17 protein-coding genes are annotated in these 16,668 nt (G+C 47.9%); 16 read left to right on the top strand and 1 reads right to left on the bottom strand.

What is annotated here, in order from left to right:
- Positions 1–8 precede the first annotated feature (8 nt).
- The 16 genes from M2387_RS22170 to M2387_RS22095 all read left to right on the top strand — a co-directional run bounded on the left by M2387_RS22170 (position 9) and on the right by M2387_RS22095 (position 15,042).
- The gene (locus M2387_RS22170; RefSeq protein WP_259052719.1) at positions 9–530 is read left to right on the top strand and encodes a fimbrial protein; all 522 of its coding nucleotides are present in this window, start codon (positions 9–11) and stop codon (positions 528–530) included.
- Positions 530–1,042, top strand: a complete 513-nt coding sequence (locus M2387_RS22165; protein ID WP_259052718.1) for a fimbrial protein — start codon at positions 530–532, stop codon at positions 1,040–1,042. The genes M2387_RS22170 and M2387_RS22165 overlap by 1 nt, the downstream gene beginning before the upstream one ends.
- Before the next feature lie 12 nt (positions 1,043–1,054).
- The gene (locus tag M2387_RS22160; protein WP_259052717.1) at positions 1,055–1,603 is read left to right on the top strand and encodes a fimbrial protein; all 549 of its coding nucleotides are present in this window, start codon (positions 1,055–1,057) and stop codon (positions 1,601–1,603) included.
- A 152-nt stretch (positions 1,604–1,755) separates the two neighbouring features.
- On the top strand, positions 1,756–2,775 hold the full coding sequence (locus tag M2387_RS22155) for a hypothetical protein (RefSeq protein WP_259052716.1): 1,020 nt from the start codon (positions 1,756–1,758) through the stop codon (positions 2,773–2,775).
- A 185-nt stretch (positions 2,776–2,960) separates the two neighbouring features.
- Complete coding sequence (locus M2387_RS22150) at positions 2,961–5,522, top strand: TonB-dependent receptor (protein ID WP_259052715.1); 2,562 nt, start codon at positions 2,961–2,963, stop codon at positions 5,520–5,522.
- A 191-nt stretch (positions 5,523–5,713) separates the two neighbouring features.
- A complete protein-coding gene (locus M2387_RS22145; RefSeq protein WP_259052714.1) occupies positions 5,714–6,208 on the top strand; it encodes a sigma-70 family RNA polymerase sigma factor in 495 nt (164 codons plus the stop codon).
- Positions 6,208–7,194, top strand: coding sequence for a FecR domain-containing protein (locus tag M2387_RS22140; protein ID WP_259052713.1), 987 nt, complete (start codon positions 6,208–6,210; stop codon positions 7,192–7,194). Before M2387_RS22145 ends, M2387_RS22140 begins: the two co-directional genes overlap by 1 nt.
- Positions 7,195–7,347: 153 nt before the next feature.
- Positions 7,348–8,160, top strand: coding sequence for an energy transducer TonB family protein (locus M2387_RS22135; RefSeq protein ID WP_259052712.1), 813 nt, complete (start codon positions 7,348–7,350; stop codon positions 8,158–8,160).
- Between the two features lie 95 nt (positions 8,161–8,255).
- Positions 8,256–9,215 (top strand): LysR family transcriptional regulator, encoded by a 960-nt coding sequence (locus M2387_RS22130; protein ID WP_259052711.1) that lies wholly within the window; start codon positions 8,256–8,258, stop codon positions 9,213–9,215.
- Between the two features lie 261 nt (positions 9,216–9,476).
- On the top strand, positions 9,477–10,931 hold the full coding sequence (locus tag M2387_RS22125; RefSeq protein ID WP_259052710.1) for an NAD(P)-binding domain-containing protein: 1,455 nt from the start codon (positions 9,477–9,479) through the stop codon (positions 10,929–10,931).
- Entirely contained in the window at positions 10,928–11,410 is a 483-nt protein-coding gene (locus M2387_RS22120) for a CMD domain-containing protein (protein ID WP_259052709.1), read from the top strand. Before M2387_RS22125 ends, M2387_RS22120 begins: the two co-directional genes overlap by 4 nt.
- The gene (locus M2387_RS22115; RefSeq protein ID WP_259052708.1) at positions 11,407–11,973 is read left to right on the top strand and encodes a peroxidase-related enzyme; all 567 of its coding nucleotides are present in this window, start codon (positions 11,407–11,409) and stop codon (positions 11,971–11,973) included. The genes M2387_RS22120 and M2387_RS22115 overlap by 4 nt, the downstream gene beginning before the upstream one ends.
- A gap of 12 nt (positions 11,974–11,985) precedes the next feature.
- A complete protein-coding gene (locus M2387_RS22110) occupies positions 11,986–12,723 on the top strand; it encodes an amino acid ABC transporter ATP-binding protein (RefSeq protein WP_259052707.1) in 738 nt (245 codons plus the stop codon).
- A gap of 23 nt (positions 12,724–12,746) precedes the next feature.
- Positions 12,747–13,562 carry a transporter substrate-binding domain-containing protein gene (locus tag M2387_RS22105; protein WP_259052706.1) on the top strand — a complete coding sequence of 272 codons (816 nt, stop codon included), beginning with the start codon at positions 12,747–12,749 and terminating at the stop codon, positions 13,560–13,562.
- Positions 13,563–13,627: 65 nt separating this feature from the next.
- Complete coding sequence (locus M2387_RS22100) at positions 13,628–14,332, top strand: amino acid ABC transporter permease (protein ID WP_259052705.1); 705 nt, start codon at positions 13,628–13,630, stop codon at positions 14,330–14,332.
- Between the two features lie 17 nt (positions 14,333–14,349).
- The gene (locus tag M2387_RS22095; protein ID WP_259052704.1) at positions 14,350–15,042 is read left to right on the top strand and encodes an amino acid ABC transporter permease; all 693 of its coding nucleotides are present in this window, start codon (positions 14,350–14,352) and stop codon (positions 15,040–15,042) included.
- A 126-nt stretch (positions 15,043–15,168) separates the two neighbouring features.
- On the opposite strand, the gene M2387_RS22090 is transcribed toward M2387_RS22095, so the two are convergent.
- Positions 15,169–16,641 (bottom strand): pyridoxal phosphate-dependent decarboxylase family protein, encoded by a 1,473-nt coding sequence (locus M2387_RS22090; protein WP_259052701.1) that lies wholly within the window; start codon positions 16,639–16,641, stop codon positions 15,169–15,171.
- Positions 16,642–16,668 lie beyond the last annotated feature (27 nt).

The following is a 16,668-nucleotide window of genomic DNA, read 5'->3' as shown; positions in this document are numbered from 1 at the left end:
ATTAATTGATGAAACAGCAGAAATTGCATATTAAGTCAAAATCAGTAGTGGTGTTAGCATTGATAGTGCTAGGCCTGTCAACGTGGAGCTCGCTGAGTTATGCCGTTTCTGATAGCGTCAATTTTGATGTGAAAGTTACTATTGTAACCAAAACTTGCGAAGTAAATAATAATAACCCTATCACGGTAGAATTTAATGACATGATCATTAATAAAATTAAAGATGGGATATATGAGCAACCTATTCCTTATACATTAGACTGTGGTGAGGCACCCGCCGGGCAATTACTTCGATTACAATTCATAGGAGCGGGGGCATTTTTTGATAACACTTTATTGCAAACCTCAGAAAGAGATTTAGGTTTGCAGTTTAAAAAGGATGGCAAGGATTTTGATTTAAATACCTGGCAGAATTTTACCTACACGAATACGCTACCTTCTTTATCTGTATTAGCAGTAGCGAGTTTGGTTGGGGGAATTGACGATGGTGAGTTTACTGCCACAGCAACTTTTAATGTGGAGTATCAATAATGTTCAAAAATAAAGTTAACATTGACTTAGTTGTATTGACGTTATTGATATTATCATCATTATTTTTCTCTCTGCAAGTCAGAGCGGTACCCGCAACATTTCATGGTACATTAATTGATTATCCGCCTTGTGATATTAATTCAGTTGATGTCGAATTCAATGAAATTGGTATTTCGCAAATTGATGGTACAAGATATAAACAGCCATTTAAGATAACCATTGAATGCCAGAATACGTTAGGTACCAGCGTGCCGCTTTATTTAGGCTATGAAGGAATGGTCGCATCCTTTAACTCCAATGCATTACAAACCAGTAAGGCGAATTTAGGTATTATTATGTATCATGCCGGGACCAATGATGCTATTCCCCCCAACAATCAGGATATTCCTGTGACGATGTCAAGTGGTGGGAAATATGATATCAATCTGGAAGCTGTGCCAGTGAAGGATAGTACCCCACCCTCTGAAGGTTCATTTACTGCTACCGGTCGCGTTGAAATACGTTATCCATAAGGAGAGATAGGGATGAAACAAAAACTCACTATCCTGTGGGGATTTTTAGTAATGGCGGCATCAGCATTGTTGCTGACGATGACCCCTGCCCATGCAGCAAACAATGCTACAATTAACTATTCAGGTACCTTGGTTGCTCTGCCTTGTACGGTACCGCCAGGCACCGAAGATATTTATGTCGATATGGGCGTTATTCCCACCAAGTCGCTGTATAGATTTAAAAGGACAGCACCAAAGCTGGTTTCATTTGAGCTGAAAGACTGTGATACCGATCTGGGAAATACTATTGCGATATATTTCAGTGGTCCAATGACATCCGATGGGTTACTGGCATTTAGTGCGAGTAGTTCAGCAAAAGGAGCCGGTATTGGCCTGGAAAGTATGAGTGGCACACCGATTAATATCAACAATATTGCCCCCTATAAAGTTAATATTGTCGATGGCGATATGACGGTTCAGATGAAGGCTTTTGTCCAAGGGACTCAAGAGGCTCTGGCTGATAAGGCTATCGAGCCTGGTTTTTTTAATGCAGTGTTGACCTATATTATGAGTTATGAGTAGTCGGCAAGATGAGCAAAATGCCCATCCATTTAGCGCTATTGACTGAGTGAAATCACTGATTAGGCTGATAAATAAAATGTCATTTTATTTATGATGATGAATAGAATAAGGCCAGACGTCGGTGAGTTTATCTTAAAATAAGATGAGATTTTATGAAAAAACTACTTTTACTATTATTAATAGCCAATGGTTCTGCAAATGCGGGCGTGGAATTTCTCTATTCCGGAATGTTTTCTTTTGGTGGCAGCGCAGCAGTTAATTCGGGGATAACAATCGATCACAGCGGCGAAATGGAGATCGAACCAACAGGAAGTTCCTGGAGAGGGGTCAGTGAGAATGATGGACAAACCCGGACTATTTCGACGATGCGGTATCGTTTTCCGGGTACTATAACGGCGACATTTCCTCGTGCTTGTTATAAATCATCAGGTGCGAGCTGGGCGATGGCGGGATGGGGGGTCTATCAACCATCGGTGGTCACATCATTCACTCAGTCCATGGGGGCATTATATTCCAGCCCTGGCAGTCCTCAAAGCGCCGGTTCATATTATAAAATTGAATGGGCTAGTGGTGGTGCTGTTCCTGAAGGCTATCAATTTACCTTCAGGGGGCAGAGTTTAGCAGGATACGTATATGTAACTACTGGTCCATCAGGAATATATTTTCCTGATGGAAATCGTAGTAAACCCACATATGTCCACAGCTCTCAGGATATTCCTAATGCCAGGCCTTACCTGCAGGTTGACTATTCCGGGTGTGACACGATATTCCGTTTAGGAGATCCACCACTTCCTACGCCGCCAATTATCGATCCTAGTGAAACGATAGCTTGTAATTTTTCGATAGATGGCAATATTAATTTAGGTACCGTTGATACAACTACCGCATTGGGAACTCAAGGCTCGACTAAACTCTATACACAGTGTAATGGTAATACGTCAGTAACCGCGACGATTGGAAAATCTAACGATAGAAATACGAATATTATCACGACAGGAGGATTAACCATTCCGGTGTATTTTAGTTCCTCTGGCACGGAATCAAAAACAGTGACGTATGCTGCAGATGAAACCTTACGTTCGCAGAATGTGACTGCTAAAATTACAGCGTCGGATACGTTAATTCCTGGGGAATATACTCAGTCAATGATTATTACGCTCAACTATGAGTAAGTATATATAATTAATATTGATGATTGAAAAGGTTCAATTTTTACTGAAAATTGAACCTTTTTTATTCTAACGATAACCTCATCTTTTTTATTTTTTTTAATTTAAAAATTTTCTTCTGCCCGATCTGCTGTTTCGCGTGACCTCTCTGATGAAGATTTATGATAGCTAACATTCAGAGACATCAAATGAACAACAAATATAACGGAAAAGCCCAGGCTATTTCCGATAAAAATCAACATCCTGCCTTGCTTCCGAGTCGGCTTGCCATCACTGTTCGCGCGTCTTTGGCGGGGCTGCTAGTACTCTCTTCTGGTTTACCCACTTTCTCGCTGGCCGCCGAACAACCGGCAAGTCTGAACACATCAACGGCATTTTCTATTCCTGCGGGTTCACTCAGCAGTGCTCTTCAGACGCTTGCCAATGAAGCCAATGTGATGCTGATTTTTACCCCGGAACAAACGCGTAATAAAACCAGTGCCGGGTTAAAAGGGCAGTATTCCGTACCGGCGGCTTTTAATCAGCTGTTGGCGGGTAGCGGGCTACAGGCTGTCAGCGAGGGAGGCACTTACCGTCTGATTAATAGCGGCGAATCATCGACAGAGGACACATTTATTGTTCCGGAACTCTCTGTAGTGAGCGGTCTTGATGATAGCGTTGTGGCAGGACGCTCTACCCTGAAAAAAGAAAATATTGAACGTATTCAGGCTGATAATGTGGCGGCTCTACTCGATAAGCTGCCCGGTGTCTCCTCCGCGGGATCGCCGCGTCCCGGCGGGCAAAGCCTGAATATCTGGGGTATGGGGGGCATGGAAGATATCAAGATAACCCTTGATGGTGCGCCAAAAGGTTTTGAAAAATATCGCCAGGGTTCGGTCTTTATTGAGCCGGAATTGATCAAGCAGATTGATGTGGATAAAGGGCCATTTAACCTGGCAAATGGTAATGGTGGCTTTGGCGGTAGTATTAAAATTGTCACGAAAGATGCTAGTGACTTGCTGCAAGCTGGAGAGAATTTTGGTGGTATGGCGAAGTACAGTTTCCATACCAATGATAACCAGAATATTTACAGCGGTGCGCTATATGGCAGAACCGAGGAAGGTTTTGCTGACGGATTACTCTATATGAGCAAGCGAGATGGTGGCGATATTATGCGTCCTACGGGAACGCGTTTTGCCTATTCTGCGAATAAGCAGGGCACTTACCTGGCAAAAACGAATCTCTATCTCACCGATGCACAAACACTGACGCTCTCCGCAATGTATTCTGAGGCTAACGGCTGGCAACCTTTTGCCGCAAAACGTGATGAAATGGCAGCCCCCTCTCAGGCAGATATCGACAGATATGGTTATGAAGGTGCCTGGCGACGGAAGCTGGTTTATCGGAAGCAACAGGATGAAAACTATTCTGTTAAATGGAATCTTGCGCCAGCAGATAACCCCTGGATTGACCTGACGCTGAACTATGCCTATTCGAAAACCAAGCAGAATGATGCGAGACCAGATAACGCTGCCACCGGAAGTTATCTTGGGTCCTTGGGAAATGAAAGCTGGGTTGACTATACCGATAATTTACTTGAGGGGAGCAACAAGAGTCTGTTCAGTACCGGGCCCGTGGATCACCAGCTAGAGGTTGGTATCAGCTGGCATCATAATAAACGTAATACCATGATGTATTATCCAAGTTATAAAAACAGACCTGATTATAATTATGGTTTCTTCCAGCCAGCCTATATGCCCGCCGGTGAAGAGCAAACCACAAGTCTTTATATTCAGGACAGTATGACGCTCGGTAGTGTGACGGTAACGCCGGGCATACGCTACGATAACGTGCTCAATGAAGGGTACCAAAACGTGGCTGATATGTATAACAGCAAGGATCCCTCCGTTGGTCACGATTACAGCAGTAAACGTTACACCGGCCTGACACCCGCTCTCGGTCTGGTCTGGAAAGCGACCCCCAATATCTCTCTGTTTGCGGATGTTACCCGTACCTGGCGTGCTCCGACGATTGATGAGCAGTACACCATGCAGTATGCGCTTTCGAATGTTTCAGGAACCAGTCGCAATCTTAAGGTTGAAAAAATCAACAGTGTGCGTGGTGGCGTGATCCTGAATTATGACAATGTGCTGGCGGATGATGACCGTGTTCAGGTGCGGACAACGGTATTCCGCAATAGAGGTAAGGGGGAGATTTTCTTACGCCGCGGGGTCTTGTGTGAAGAACGAAGCAGCAATGCACAGGCTGATTGTGGTACGCCGTTATCCAACTATCGCAACCTGCCAGGTTATACCATTCAGGGGCTGGAGATCGAATCCTTCTATGACAGCAACCGTATGTTCGGGAGCCTGTCATTTTCGACCATCAGCGGCGAACGGGATGCTTCTCCCCGCGACCCATGGGGTAATAAAACCTGGATCCCTGAAATTCCACCTACCACCGTACACACGACACTGGGTGTGAAAATTCCCGAACTGGATATGGCGCTTGGCTGGACGACTGACTTAGTGCGTAAGCAAGACCGCTCGCCGATAGAAGGGGATCCGTTAGCAGGCGTCTGGGCATTACCAGCCACCAAAGGTTACGCCCTACAAGGGCTGTTTGCGACCTGGCAACCAAAACAGATCAAAGGGTTAGAGGCTCGTGTTGCTGTCGATAACTTATTCAACACGAATTACTATCCGTACCTGGGTGAGTCCGTATCCGGTGTAGGACGTAATATTAAGATGAGTATTTCCCAGAAATTCTGATTCGGCTCGCTGGCAACCGCGGTATTTCAGCTGTTGCCAGCATCTTGTCTTAGCCACTTTCCTGCCCTGATATACAGCCGACGAATTAATAGCGTGTAACGTCTTGACACTAGAAGACGAAAATGCAAATAATAATTATTATCATTCCACACGCGATCGCTCCTTGATATAGATCAATGATGAGTAAAACAATGCCCAGCTCCCAACAGGTGGCGCAGCAACTGTATTGCGAGCATCAGAGCTGGCTATATCAGTGGCTACGTAACAAAGTCGGCTGTCCCCAGCAAGCAAAGGATTTAACTCAGGATACTTTTTTGAATATCCTGATGAGTCCGGATTTGTTCACTATCCGTCAGCCACGACCCTTTCTTGCGACTATTGCGCGGCGTCTGGTTGCAAACCATTACCGGCGTAAAACGCTGGAAGATGCTTATCTTGATGCGCTGACTCTTCAGCCTGAATACCTTCACCCTTCACCTGAAGATCGCTGGGTTATTCTGGAAACGCTGGAAAAAATTGACAGTGCGCTTGATGGTCTGCCTGCACCGGTCAGAGAAGCCTTCCTGCTCGCGCATCTTCAAGGTATGCGTTATAGCGATATTGCTGAGCGACTTCGTATTTCAACCAGTTCGGTGAAGCAGTACCTGCAACGCGCTAACCTCCAATGCTTTTTTGCCCTTAACTGATGAGGCAGCAATCACTTGTTGATGGTCATGGTCAACCCATTAATGCTGACAGCGCTTATGCCGCTGCTTCCTGGTTGACGCTGCTGATGTCTGATGAGGTGAGCGAGAAGGATAAGTCTGACTGGCAGCAATGGCGTACACAAAGCGATGATAATGAACGCGCCTGGCGCCATATTGAATCCATTTGTGCCGGGTTTAAGCAGATTGATGGTTCGGTTGCACATAAAAGCCTTTCTTCGCTTAAAGATCCCGGCCGTCGTACCTTACTGAAGCTGGTGGCAACATTGTGTCTGACAGGAGGTGGGCTGGAATGGGGGCGTCAGAACGGTGGCTGGCAAACACTGGCTGCAGATTACCGGACGGGAACGGGTGAGCAGCGGCAGGTCACACTCAGTGAAGGTAGTCAGTTATTACTCGATACCCAGACCGCTTTAAATGTGCAGTACGATGAACACCAGCGACAAATTGAGTTATTAAGCGGTGATTTACTGATAACGACTGGTCAGCAAGAGCGTCATCAGGCGAATCCTCGCCCCTTTAGCATTATCACTCCCCATGGTCGAATTTTAGCATTGGGGACCCGTTTTCGGGTGCAGTTGCTGGAAGAGCAAACCCGTGTTGCAGTGTATCAGGGAGCGGTTTGTCTTAGCCCGCAAGATGGTCGCCAGATAAGCCCACGGATTGAACCAGGGCAGGGGGGCTGGCTGAATGAGGAACATTATGGGGAAATTCATCAGGGAGAGGTGGAGCCGGGTTGGGTGCAGGGGAAATTGCTGGCCGACGATATGTCACTGGGTGATTTTTTACGGGCTCTGAATCGTTATCGCTCCGGTGCTATTCGTTGCGATGAAGATATTGCATCACTACGTTTGTCCGGTGTTTTCCTGCTGGCTGATACCGATAAAATCCTTGATATACTTCCAACAATTCTTCCCGTGAAGATAAATCGTCTGTCTAAGTACTGGGTTAGCTTATCCGCTAAGTGAAATACCCCTGGTTTTTATATAATCACAATATAATGTCATGATTTTATTTTTTTTATGCCCGTTTCACCTTGATGGGTGACCTCCCTTATATTCCTACCGATAAACCACACAAACTGAATGTGACAGTACATTAGCCAGTGGAGCTATTTTGCAATGTCTTTTGCCTCATCAATAAAACCATCTGCCCTGTTCTGGCCAGAGCCCCGTAATCCCATTCCATGGGGAAGTGGGCTATTACTGGCTCTTTTGTTACATGGTGGATTACTTTTTTGGCTGACCTATCAGCCGGTTTTAATCCAGCCGGCGGCTTCATTCACGCCGATGGCGTTTATGTTACTGCCAAGTATTCAGCCAGAATCCACGGCTGTCGTTGAAGATAAGCCAGATGAAGTCCGACAGAAACAAGCCGTCGCTCCGCCCGTCACGGCAGTAAAAACCCAGGAAGATGTCCCGGTTAAACCCACGGTTGCACCCGATCCGGAAATTGTTGTCGCTAAAAAAGTTCAGCCAAAGCCTAAGCCGAAAGTACAATCGCAACCCGTGAAAGCCCCCGTCGAAACGAAGGCTGACAAACCGGCTGCGCCAGCATCCGTGACCAGTACCGCTATGGGTAATCCACAGCCCAACCAGATTGCACCCGGTGCAAATACGGTGAATATGCCGACGCATCAACAAAGTAACTGGACAAGCCTGCTATTACAGCGACTTGAGCGCTATAAGCGTTATCCCGCCCAGGCTCTTCGTCAGCAGGCAAGGGGGATAGTGCTGCTTAATCTGACGCTGGATCGTGCTGGACAGGTATTAAATGTCAGCCTGGCCAGAAGCAGTGGTGTGCCGTCTCTCGATAAAGAAGCTTTGGCACTGCCTGAGCGGGCATCTCCTTTACCCGCACTTCCAAACGACATGGCAGAGGGAAAATCTCAAATCACTATTACCTTGCCCATTCGTTTTGATTTACGTCAGTAACGGCGGCAGTGGCTAATTCCCCTGACTCTCTCTATGATGGATTTTTTCCCGTATTGTTACCGGGAGTCAGTCAATAAGTCGGGGAAAAACGTGCGATGGTAATCTTAAATGACCTGGATTTACGGCAGCTGGAGGCTTTTTCGGCGGTCATTTCTGCCGGCAGTGTGACGGCGGCAGCAAAAGCACTGAGTCGTTCACAACCTGTGGTTTCACGGCAAATTCAGGAATTAGAACAGTCACTAGGCTATCCACTATTTATCCGTAATGGCCCGCGAATTCACCCATCAGAAAAAGCGCTCCAGCTTTATCAATATGTTCAGAAAGCGTTGTTATCATTACAGCAAGTCCGTTTGCGCGCGACTGAAATTTCTCACCAGCAACACCCGCCGTTAAATATTGCCGCGACTCCTGCGCTGGCCGCAGGCTTACTTCCGCAGGCTTTAGCGGCGCTGAATTTACAGAATAAAGTACAAATCCTTAGTGATTCGGCGGAACAAACCGCTCATGCGGTGATTACGGGAAGTGCCGATCTGGGATTATGTAGCCTGCCTCTGGAGCACCATGCTCTGGAGTTGCACTGGATAGGGCAGTCGAGCTGTGTGGTGGCTTTGCCAGAGAGCGATCCTCTGGCCGTAGAACCTGAGATACAACTGAGCCAGCTGGCAGGGCGGCGTTTTATCGTGCCCTGGAGCCCACAGCGATTGCGTGGTCGCTATGAAAAGGCACTGAAAAAGGTCAAAGCGCCTTTATCTGAAACCATTGAAACTAACTCCTCAGCGAATATTCTCGGTTGTGTACGGGCGGGGCTGGGAGTGGCTATTCTTGAACCGGTGACGGGCTGGGGTGTCCCTATGCCGGGTGTTGTTATTCGTCCTTTAGTCGAAAAAATTCCGTACTTCTTTGGTGTGACTACGCCACAGGGACGACAAATTTCAGCACCAGTACAAGCACTTATTGAAGCGCTGGCGGCAGCGGCGACAAGGCTGCTACCTGAATTTGAATGCCTGCCTCCGGGCGAGCATCAGCGCATAATGCGCTTAATTAATCAGGATTAATTCCTTGAGCCTCCGGGTTTCTCCCACACCTTATATCTTTTAATGCATAAGATATAATAAATCGATTGGTTAAAATGTGAGCCTCCTTCTTGACTCTATTTCGGGTCAAGAGGAACATGCGAAGCCTTAGTTCTTATTATGTGTTTTTGAAATTATTAACGGTTTATTATGCGTTATGCATATAGTGAAAATGCATAGTCATTATTGTGATATAGCCGTTTTCACAAGCCTACGCTGCCGTTTACTCCAGGGAATATTTATATGACACATACTGCCGATGGTCTGGTCGCGCTGGAAGCTCAGCTAAGACAAGATCTGGAATATCTTGAACTACCCGCTAAGTCCTGGGTACCTGAACATCTGCACGACGGTAAGCCGGTGCGTGATGTGGTGGTGATTGGCGCAGGAATGTGCGGCTTGGCTGCGGTAGCAAAATTACAGCTGTCCGGCGTGAGCAATGTGGTGGCTTATGATGCGGCAGCCGCGGGTTTAGAAGGTCCGTGGGTGACTTTTGCACGTATGGAAACCTTGCGCTCACCAAAGAGTCTGCATGGCCCGGCTTTAGGTCTGGCTCAGCTCACCTTTCGGGCATGGTTTACTGCCCAGTGGGGCCGTGAATCCTGGCAGGCGCTGGATAAAATCGCTAAAGACCAGTGGATGGACTACCTGATCTGGTATCGCAACGTTTTGAATCTGCCTGTGCATAACAATGTACGTGTTACTCGCATAACGCCGGTTGACGATTTACTGGCGCTTGAACTGAGTGGTGAAGAGACCGGTCTGGTTTACACCCGCCGTCTGGTACTCGCGACCGGGCGTTCAGGGCTCGGCGGTTTTGCAGTACCTGAGTTCCTCGCAGGTATAGACCGTAAATTCTGGGCGCACTCTGCCGATGAAATAGACTTCAATGCCTTACAAGGTAAGCGTATTGCTGTTCTCGGAGCGGGCGCTTCGGCGATGGATAACGCAGCCACTGCGCTGGAAAATGGCGCTGCGGCTGTGGATTTAATTATCCGCCGTAAAGCCATGCCGCGTATTAACAAAATGACCGGTATCGGTAGTCAGGGCGTGGTGCATGGTATGCATTTGCTGGCCGACGACTGGAAATGGAAATTTGTTGATTACACTTCATCGACTCAGACTCCGCCGCCACGCTCTTCCACGCTGCGGGTGTCCAGGCATGAAAATGCACGATTCTTCCTTGATTGTGGCGTGAATAGCGTCAAACAGCAGGAAGATGGTTTGTTATTAGAAACCACCCAGGGCGCATTGCATTACGACTATCTGATAGCCGCAACGGGCTTTACCAATAACTTCCACGGTCGTCCGGAATTTGCGGCTATTGCACCTTATATCCGCAGCTGGGCTGATGGTCGTTATAACAGCGCCATGGGCAATGCCCGCCAAAGCATGCTGGAAGCCCCCGACCTGGGGCCCTCATTTGAATTCCGTGAGCGGACAGCGGGTGAGTGCCCAATTCTGGCACATATCTATTGTTTCAACGATGCCGCCATGCTGACTCACGGCAAAGTCTCAGGGGATATTCCGGCTGTCAGTGCCGGGGCCGATCGCCTGGCACGCGGCATTATCGCCTCGCTATTTGCTGAAGATATTGAACAGCATTATGCCAGTTTGCAGGCGTTTGATGTTCCTGAATTGCAGGGCGATGAATGGGTGGATTCAACCCCCTTACTCAAACAGGAGAATGCGTTGTGAGTGACGCTATTGATAGAGTCGTCGGGCTATTACCAGAGGATGCGTTAGCGCTTACTCGCCGCCAGCGCCCTGAGTTTGTTAACGGTGCAGAGCAATGCCTGGAATCCGTTCTGGCACCCCGGGATGACCAGGGGCTGGCGATTGATTTACGTTTAGCCCTGGCGCTTCGTATCGCAACGCTGAATAACGACAGTGCATTGCAGCAGGATTACCGGACTCAACTGGCGCAGTATCAGCCCGCAGAGCAGTTGCAAGTCCTGGCGCGTGGTGAGCATAACCTTGCAGAACCCTTGGCGACTCTGGCACGTCATTCTGACATGGTCACACAGTCTCCGGCCGAAGCGACAGAGGCGAATATTCGTTTACTGGAGCAGGCCGGTTTCAACAACGCGCAGATAGTTGCCCTTTCTGAGCTGATTGCATTTGTTAATTTCCAGACTCGTGTAATTGCGGGTTTACGTCTGCTGAGGTCATTATGATCCCATCCGTAACGCTGAAGCCCCTACACTGGCATCCGTATATTACGCCAGTCGAAGTCGCACAGGCGACACCTGCTCAGTTGGAGGCGATGGCGGTAACGCCATCCAATAAAAAGGTTTCCGAGTATGTGCGCACCTTGGTTCATGACCCGGAAAGCTATGTAGCACGCACCGTATTATTTAACGCCATCATGTATGTTGAGGGCGGGTTAGATCGCGCTGACAGAGAACTGGGGGCACTGGGTGCTTCTATTGTGAATGGCTGTAAATATTGTGCCGTGGTGCATGCCCGTCGCCATGCCCAGCTATCAGAAAATGACGCGGTAGTGAGTGCTATCTACTTTGAGCGTGATGACCTGCTTAATGCCCGGAACCTGGCTATCTATCGCTTCGCACAACGTCTGTCAGTGACGCCAGCCGAAGCGAGCCCGGAAGACATTGCCGCACTGCGTGCGGTGGGAATGGATGACGGTGAAATTATCGACCTGATCCACGCGATTGCTATTTTTGGCTGGGCCAACCGTCTGATGCATGTGCTTGGCCATGCTGATATGAATAAATAGAGGCAGAACAGAATGTTAGATCTCAAAAATATCACCTTGTCCTACGGTGAAACGCCCATTCTGCGTGGTGTGAACCTGTCGGTGAATAAAGGCGACGTGGTTTCGATAATTGGCCCGAGCGGCACCGGTAAAACAACCCTGCTGCGTTGTATCAATTATCTGGCTAAGCCGTCATCTGGCACTATCGTGCTCGATCAGCACCAGATGGACTACCAGTCACCCAATAAAGCGACTATTCAGGCGATTCGTTTGCGTACCGCGATGGTATTCCAGCAATTTAACGTATTTAAAAATATGACGGTACTGGAAAACGTGATGGATCCACTGGTGGTGATTCAGAAAAAAACCAAGCAGCAGGCGCGTGATATCGCAGTGCAAGAACTTGAGCGTGTAGGCCTTGGGGCAAAGTTTGATCACTATCCTTCCCAGCTTTCAGGTGGTCAGTTACAGCGTACCGGTATTGCCCGTGCTTTGGCAGTGAAACCTGATGTGATTTTATTTGATGAACCGACTTCCTCCCTTGATCCGGAATTAGTGGGTGAAGTGTTAAAAGTGATTAAAGATGTGACCTCGTCCGGTATTACTTCACTGTTAGTGACACATGAAATGCAATTCGCCAAAAGTGTCTCGAACCGTATCGTGTTTATGGATCAGGGCGTTGTAGCAGCAGAAGGTAGTCCGGCCGAGATTTTCGACAATCCGACTTCGCCACGTCTGGCGCAGTTTCTTAATACCGAACACTCATACTAATTATTCTAAAGGGAGTAAAACAAATGCCTGCAATCAAAAAAACGTTATCCCGCCTCGCCATGCCTGGAATCATCGCTCTGGCGCTGTTCAGCAATACTAGTTTTGCCGATGAAGTCCGCACGGTAAAAATCGCTACTGCAGCAGAATCTAAGCCTCTGTCATGGGGTGCTATCGGCTATGAGCCACAGGGTTATGAGCCTGATGTTCTGAAAGCTATCAACGCTAAACTGCCACAGTATAAATTTGTGATGGAAGGTGCTGCTGATATCGCTCAGGAAACGGGTCTGGTCACCGGTAAGTACGATATGGCGACCGGCGGCTACTATAAAGCAGCAAGTCGCAGTAAACAGTTCCTGATCCCTGATGCCCCAATGGGTGCCAGTCTGATGAAAATCTACAGTCGTAATGACAGTGATATCAAAGAAATGAAAGACCTGGTGGGCAAGAAAATTGTCCCGGTTACCGCTGGTGGTGGTGTCTATAAATTTGTCACTCAATGGCAGCAAGACCACCCGAATGAAAAAATTACTATCACGGCTTCCAGCGCAGGTATTCCTTATCCGGACCGTCTGAAAGAAGTTGAGAAAGGTAAATATGATGCGCTGATCCTGCCTTCAAACCTGGGTCAGCAAACGGTTATTGAGAACCAGAAACTGTCGATTAAAGCCAGTGAACCTGTAGTGGTTAATCAGACCTATATTCTGATTAACCGTTCTGCCAAAAACCAGGCACTGAATGACGATATCACTAAAGCCCTGAAAGAACTGAAATCAGACGGCACGCTAGACCAGATATCTCAGAAGTGGTTTGGTGAAGACGTTTCACAATATATGAAGTAATAGAATTACCTGAAGCCCTGTTAATACAGGGCTTTAGCAGTCATTGATAGCAGGAGTGTTTCACCATGGATCTCTCTACCATGCTCCCTGAGTTGTTAACGGCAATGCCATTAACACTGGGTATATTATTCGCAGCGATCGTTGTCGGATTCTTTCTGGCGCTGATCGTAACCTTTTTTCGGGTACGTCGTATCCCGGTTTTTAGTCAACTGGCTGATATCTATGTGTCTTACGCACGTAGTGTGCCGGTGGTACTGCAATTATTCGTCGCCTTTTATGGCATGCCATTACTTGCAGGGCTGGTGGGGGTTGAAGACTTTTTCTCGTCCAATATTGCGGCAATGATTGGTTTAAGTCTCTACCACGGAGGCTATCTGTCTGAAGTTATGCGTCCGGCATTTCTGGCGGTAGAGAGAGGCCAGCACGATGCGACTGACAGCCTCGGTTATAGCTTCTTCCAAAAAATGAAACGTGTTGTCGGCCCACAAGCAGTGCACTTTGCTCTGCCAGGTTACGGCAACTCTATTATTTATTTAATTCATAATGTGGCGCTGGTGATGTATATCGGGGCTGCTGACTTGATGGCGACTGCCCATGTGATTATGGAGCATGACTATAACCAGTATCAATTTGCGACCTATATGGTACTGGCTGTTATCTACTCGCTGATGTGTCTGGTGGCCTGGCTGATTATTCGCTTCTTTGAAAGGCGTCACGCGAAATATAGCTCGAAATCGGCTACTCGCGTCAAGCTTACCCCCAGCGTCTGAATGAAGGAGAAAACTTGATGTTTGATTTTGAGGTATTGGTTTTTGACTTCTGGAGCATCCTGAGTGTGGTTCCTGTCACGCTCCTGATGGCGGTCGTGATATTTTTACTGTCGACATTACTTGGCGGGCTGTTTGCGTTTATTGAGTTTCGCCGTATCCCGGTACTGCGTCAGTTAGTGTTCGCTTACAAAGTGGCTTTTAAAGGTATGCCGATGGTCGTGGTGATTTTTCTTGCCTACTACGGGCTGCCTTCTGCGCTGGACTTTATTGCCACTCAATTTTCTATAGAAGTGAATGCCCACTCACTTCCTAACTGGGTGATTGTTATTGTTGCATTAACGGCCTGTGTTTCAGCATTTCAGGCTGAAGTATGGAAAGGTGCGGTTAACTCCTTTGATAGCGGACAGTCAGATGCCGCAGCTTCGCTGGGTTACAGTAGCGGCCAGTTATTCCGTCGGGTGATGTTCCCGCAGATAATCGTCACCGCGATCCCTGACCTGGCAAACTCTTTTATGGTGGTCATGAAAGCCTTATCGCTGGCATTCGCTATCGGCGTGGTTGAGATCTTTGCTCAGGCTCAGCTTGCCGCAGCGCTTAACTTCTACTATCTGGAAGCCTTCCTGGTTGCGGTCGGGTTCTATATGTTTATTGCTTATGTGGTGACCAAGGTTGCCGATAAGGTAGAAGCGATGCTGCGCGTTCGTACCTGATTAACAAAATGATTATCGTTATCTGACGGCCCGCAAGTGCGGGCCGTTTTTTTTATGTGATAACTAAAAAGAAAAAAGTCGCTCAAGGTTTCCCATGAGCGACTTTTTTTATAACTATTGCTGAGTTTAGCCAGCAACCAGCGGGGTAGCGGTTACGTCAACCAGATCCAGCAGACGCTTAATATCTTCCAGTGTAACTACTGGATTTAATAAGGTCATTTTAAGGCAGGTTACACCGTTATGCTCAGTCACACCGAGGTTAGCACGGCCGGAAGCAAGCAAAGCATCACCAATTTTCTGGTTCAGCAGTGCAATGCTTGCGTCATCTGCCAGGGCCTGTGAGGCTGGACGATAGCGGAACAGGACACTCGCCAGCTGAGGCTGCATTACCAGCTCCAGTGACGGCTGCTCTTCGATGTACTGTGCTACCTGTTGAGCCAGAGTCACACCGCTGTCGATGATAGCGGCATACTGTTTCTGTCCCAGTGCTTCCAGTCCCATCCACAGTTTTAAGGCATCGAAACGACGCGTAGTCTGCAGAGATTTGGAAACCAGGTTCGGTACGCCTTGCTCTTCATCAAATTCGGAGTTCAGATAAGCGGCCTGATAACGCATCAGCTCATAGTGACGCTCATCTTTCAGCAGGAATGCACCGCAGCTGATGGTCTGGAAGAACTGCTTATGGAAATCGAGCGTGACAGAATCAACCAGCTCAAGACCATCAAGATAATGACGATATTTTTCAGACAGCAGCAGAGCGCCACCCCAGGCCGCATCAACATGCACCCAGATATTGTGTTGTGCACCCAGACGGGCAATATCAGCGAGCGGATCGATAGCACCGGCATCGGTGGTTCCTGCGGTCGCGACAATCGCCATGATCTGGTCGCCGTTAGCTTCAGCCTTGGCAATTTTCTCGACTAAATCATTGAGATCCATACGGGCAAAGCTATCGGTTTTGATAAGCGTCACACACTGATAACCGAAGCCCAGTAAAGCCATATTCTTTTGAACCGAGAAATGTGCATTCTCAGAACAGAAGACTTTAATTTTCTTCAGATTACCGGTCAAACCATCTTGTTGTACCGAATGACCCTGAGCTGCAAAAAAGGCATCACGCGCCAGCATCAGGCCCATCAGATTGCTCTGTGTGCCGCCGCTAGTGAAAACGCCTGCGTCGCCAGCGGTATAACCTACCTGAGCACGCAGCCATTCAATCAGCTTCATCTCGATGATGGTGGCTGACGGGCTTTGGTCCCAGGAGTCCATACTCTGGTTAGTTGCATTAATCAGTACTTCAGCCGCCTGGCTGATAACCAGACTTGGACAATGTAAATGCGCCACGCATTGTGGATGGTGCACTGACAGGCTGTCTTTCAGAAAGTACTCAATCGCACGTTCAATAGCAGCCTGGTTACCCAAGCCCTGAGGATTAAAATCCAGTGCAATACGTTCGCGCAACTCGGCAACGGTTTTACCCTGATACATTTCTGGCTGCTGTAACCATTGCATGACTGCCTGGGTACTTTGCGTAATCGCCTGCTGATAAGCTTCAATGCTTTGCGCTGACGAGGCCAGAATTGGATTTATTTGTGACATTCGGTACGACTCCACTCAGACCAGTCC

This window comes from Klebsiella sp. BIGb0407 (assembly GCF_024807845.1).
GTDB lineage: Bacteria > Pseudomonadota > Gammaproteobacteria > Enterobacterales > Enterobacteriaceae > JGM124.
Note: the sequence above shows the minus strand (reverse complement) of the source record. Positions and strands in the feature narration are given on the sequence as shown.

What these genes read in the sequence shown, in the direction of transcription:
- M2387_RS22170 (WP_259052719.1), top strand. Translation starts at nt 9, where the DNA reads ATGAAACAGCAGAAATTGCATATTAAGTCAAAATCAGTAGTGGTGTTA.
- M2387_RS22165 (WP_259052718.1), top strand. Translation starts at nt 530, where the DNA reads ATGTTCAAAAATAAAGTTAACATTGACTTAGTTGTATTGACGTTATTG.
- M2387_RS22160 (WP_259052717.1), top strand. Translation starts at nt 1,055, where the DNA reads ATGAAACAAAAACTCACTATCCTGTGGGGATTTTTAGTAATGGCGGCA.
- M2387_RS22155 (WP_259052716.1), top strand. Translation starts at nt 1,756, where the DNA reads ATGAAAAAACTACTTTTACTATTATTAATAGCCAATGGTTCTGCAAAT.
- M2387_RS22150 (WP_259052715.1), top strand. Translation starts at nt 2,961, where the DNA reads ATGAACAACAAATATAACGGAAAAGCCCAGGCTATTTCCGATAAAAAT.
- M2387_RS22145 (WP_259052714.1), top strand. Translation starts at nt 5,714, where the DNA reads ATGCCCAGCTCCCAACAGGTGGCGCAGCAACTGTATTGCGAGCATCAG.
- M2387_RS22140 (WP_259052713.1), top strand. Translation starts at nt 6,208, where the DNA reads ATGAGGCAGCAATCACTTGTTGATGGTCATGGTCAACCCATTAATGCT.
- M2387_RS22135 (WP_259052712.1), top strand. Translation starts at nt 7,348, where the DNA reads ATGTCTTTTGCCTCATCAATAAAACCATCTGCCCTGTTCTGGCCAGAG.
- M2387_RS22130 (WP_259052711.1), top strand. Translation starts at nt 8,256, where the DNA reads ATGGTAATCTTAAATGACCTGGATTTACGGCAGCTGGAGGCTTTTTCG.
- M2387_RS22125 (WP_259052710.1), top strand. Translation starts at nt 9,477, where the DNA reads ATGACACATACTGCCGATGGTCTGGTCGCGCTGGAAGCTCAGCTAAGA.
- M2387_RS22115 (WP_259052708.1), top strand. Translation starts at nt 11,407, where the DNA reads ATGATCCCATCCGTAACGCTGAAGCCCCTACACTGGCATCCGTATATT.
- M2387_RS22110 (WP_259052707.1), top strand. Translation starts at nt 11,986, where the DNA reads ATGTTAGATCTCAAAAATATCACCTTGTCCTACGGTGAAACGCCCATT.
- M2387_RS22105 (WP_259052706.1), top strand. Translation starts at nt 12,747, where the DNA reads ATGCCTGCAATCAAAAAAACGTTATCCCGCCTCGCCATGCCTGGAATC.
- M2387_RS22100 (WP_259052705.1), top strand. Translation starts at nt 13,628, where the DNA reads ATGGATCTCTCTACCATGCTCCCTGAGTTGTTAACGGCAATGCCATTA.
- M2387_RS22095 (WP_259052704.1), top strand. Translation starts at nt 14,350, where the DNA reads ATGTTTGATTTTGAGGTATTGGTTTTTGACTTCTGGAGCATCCTGAGT.
- M2387_RS22090 (WP_259052701.1), bottom strand. Translation starts at nt 16,641, where the DNA reads ATGTCACAAATAAATCCAATTCTGGCCTCGTCAGCGCAAAGCATTGAA.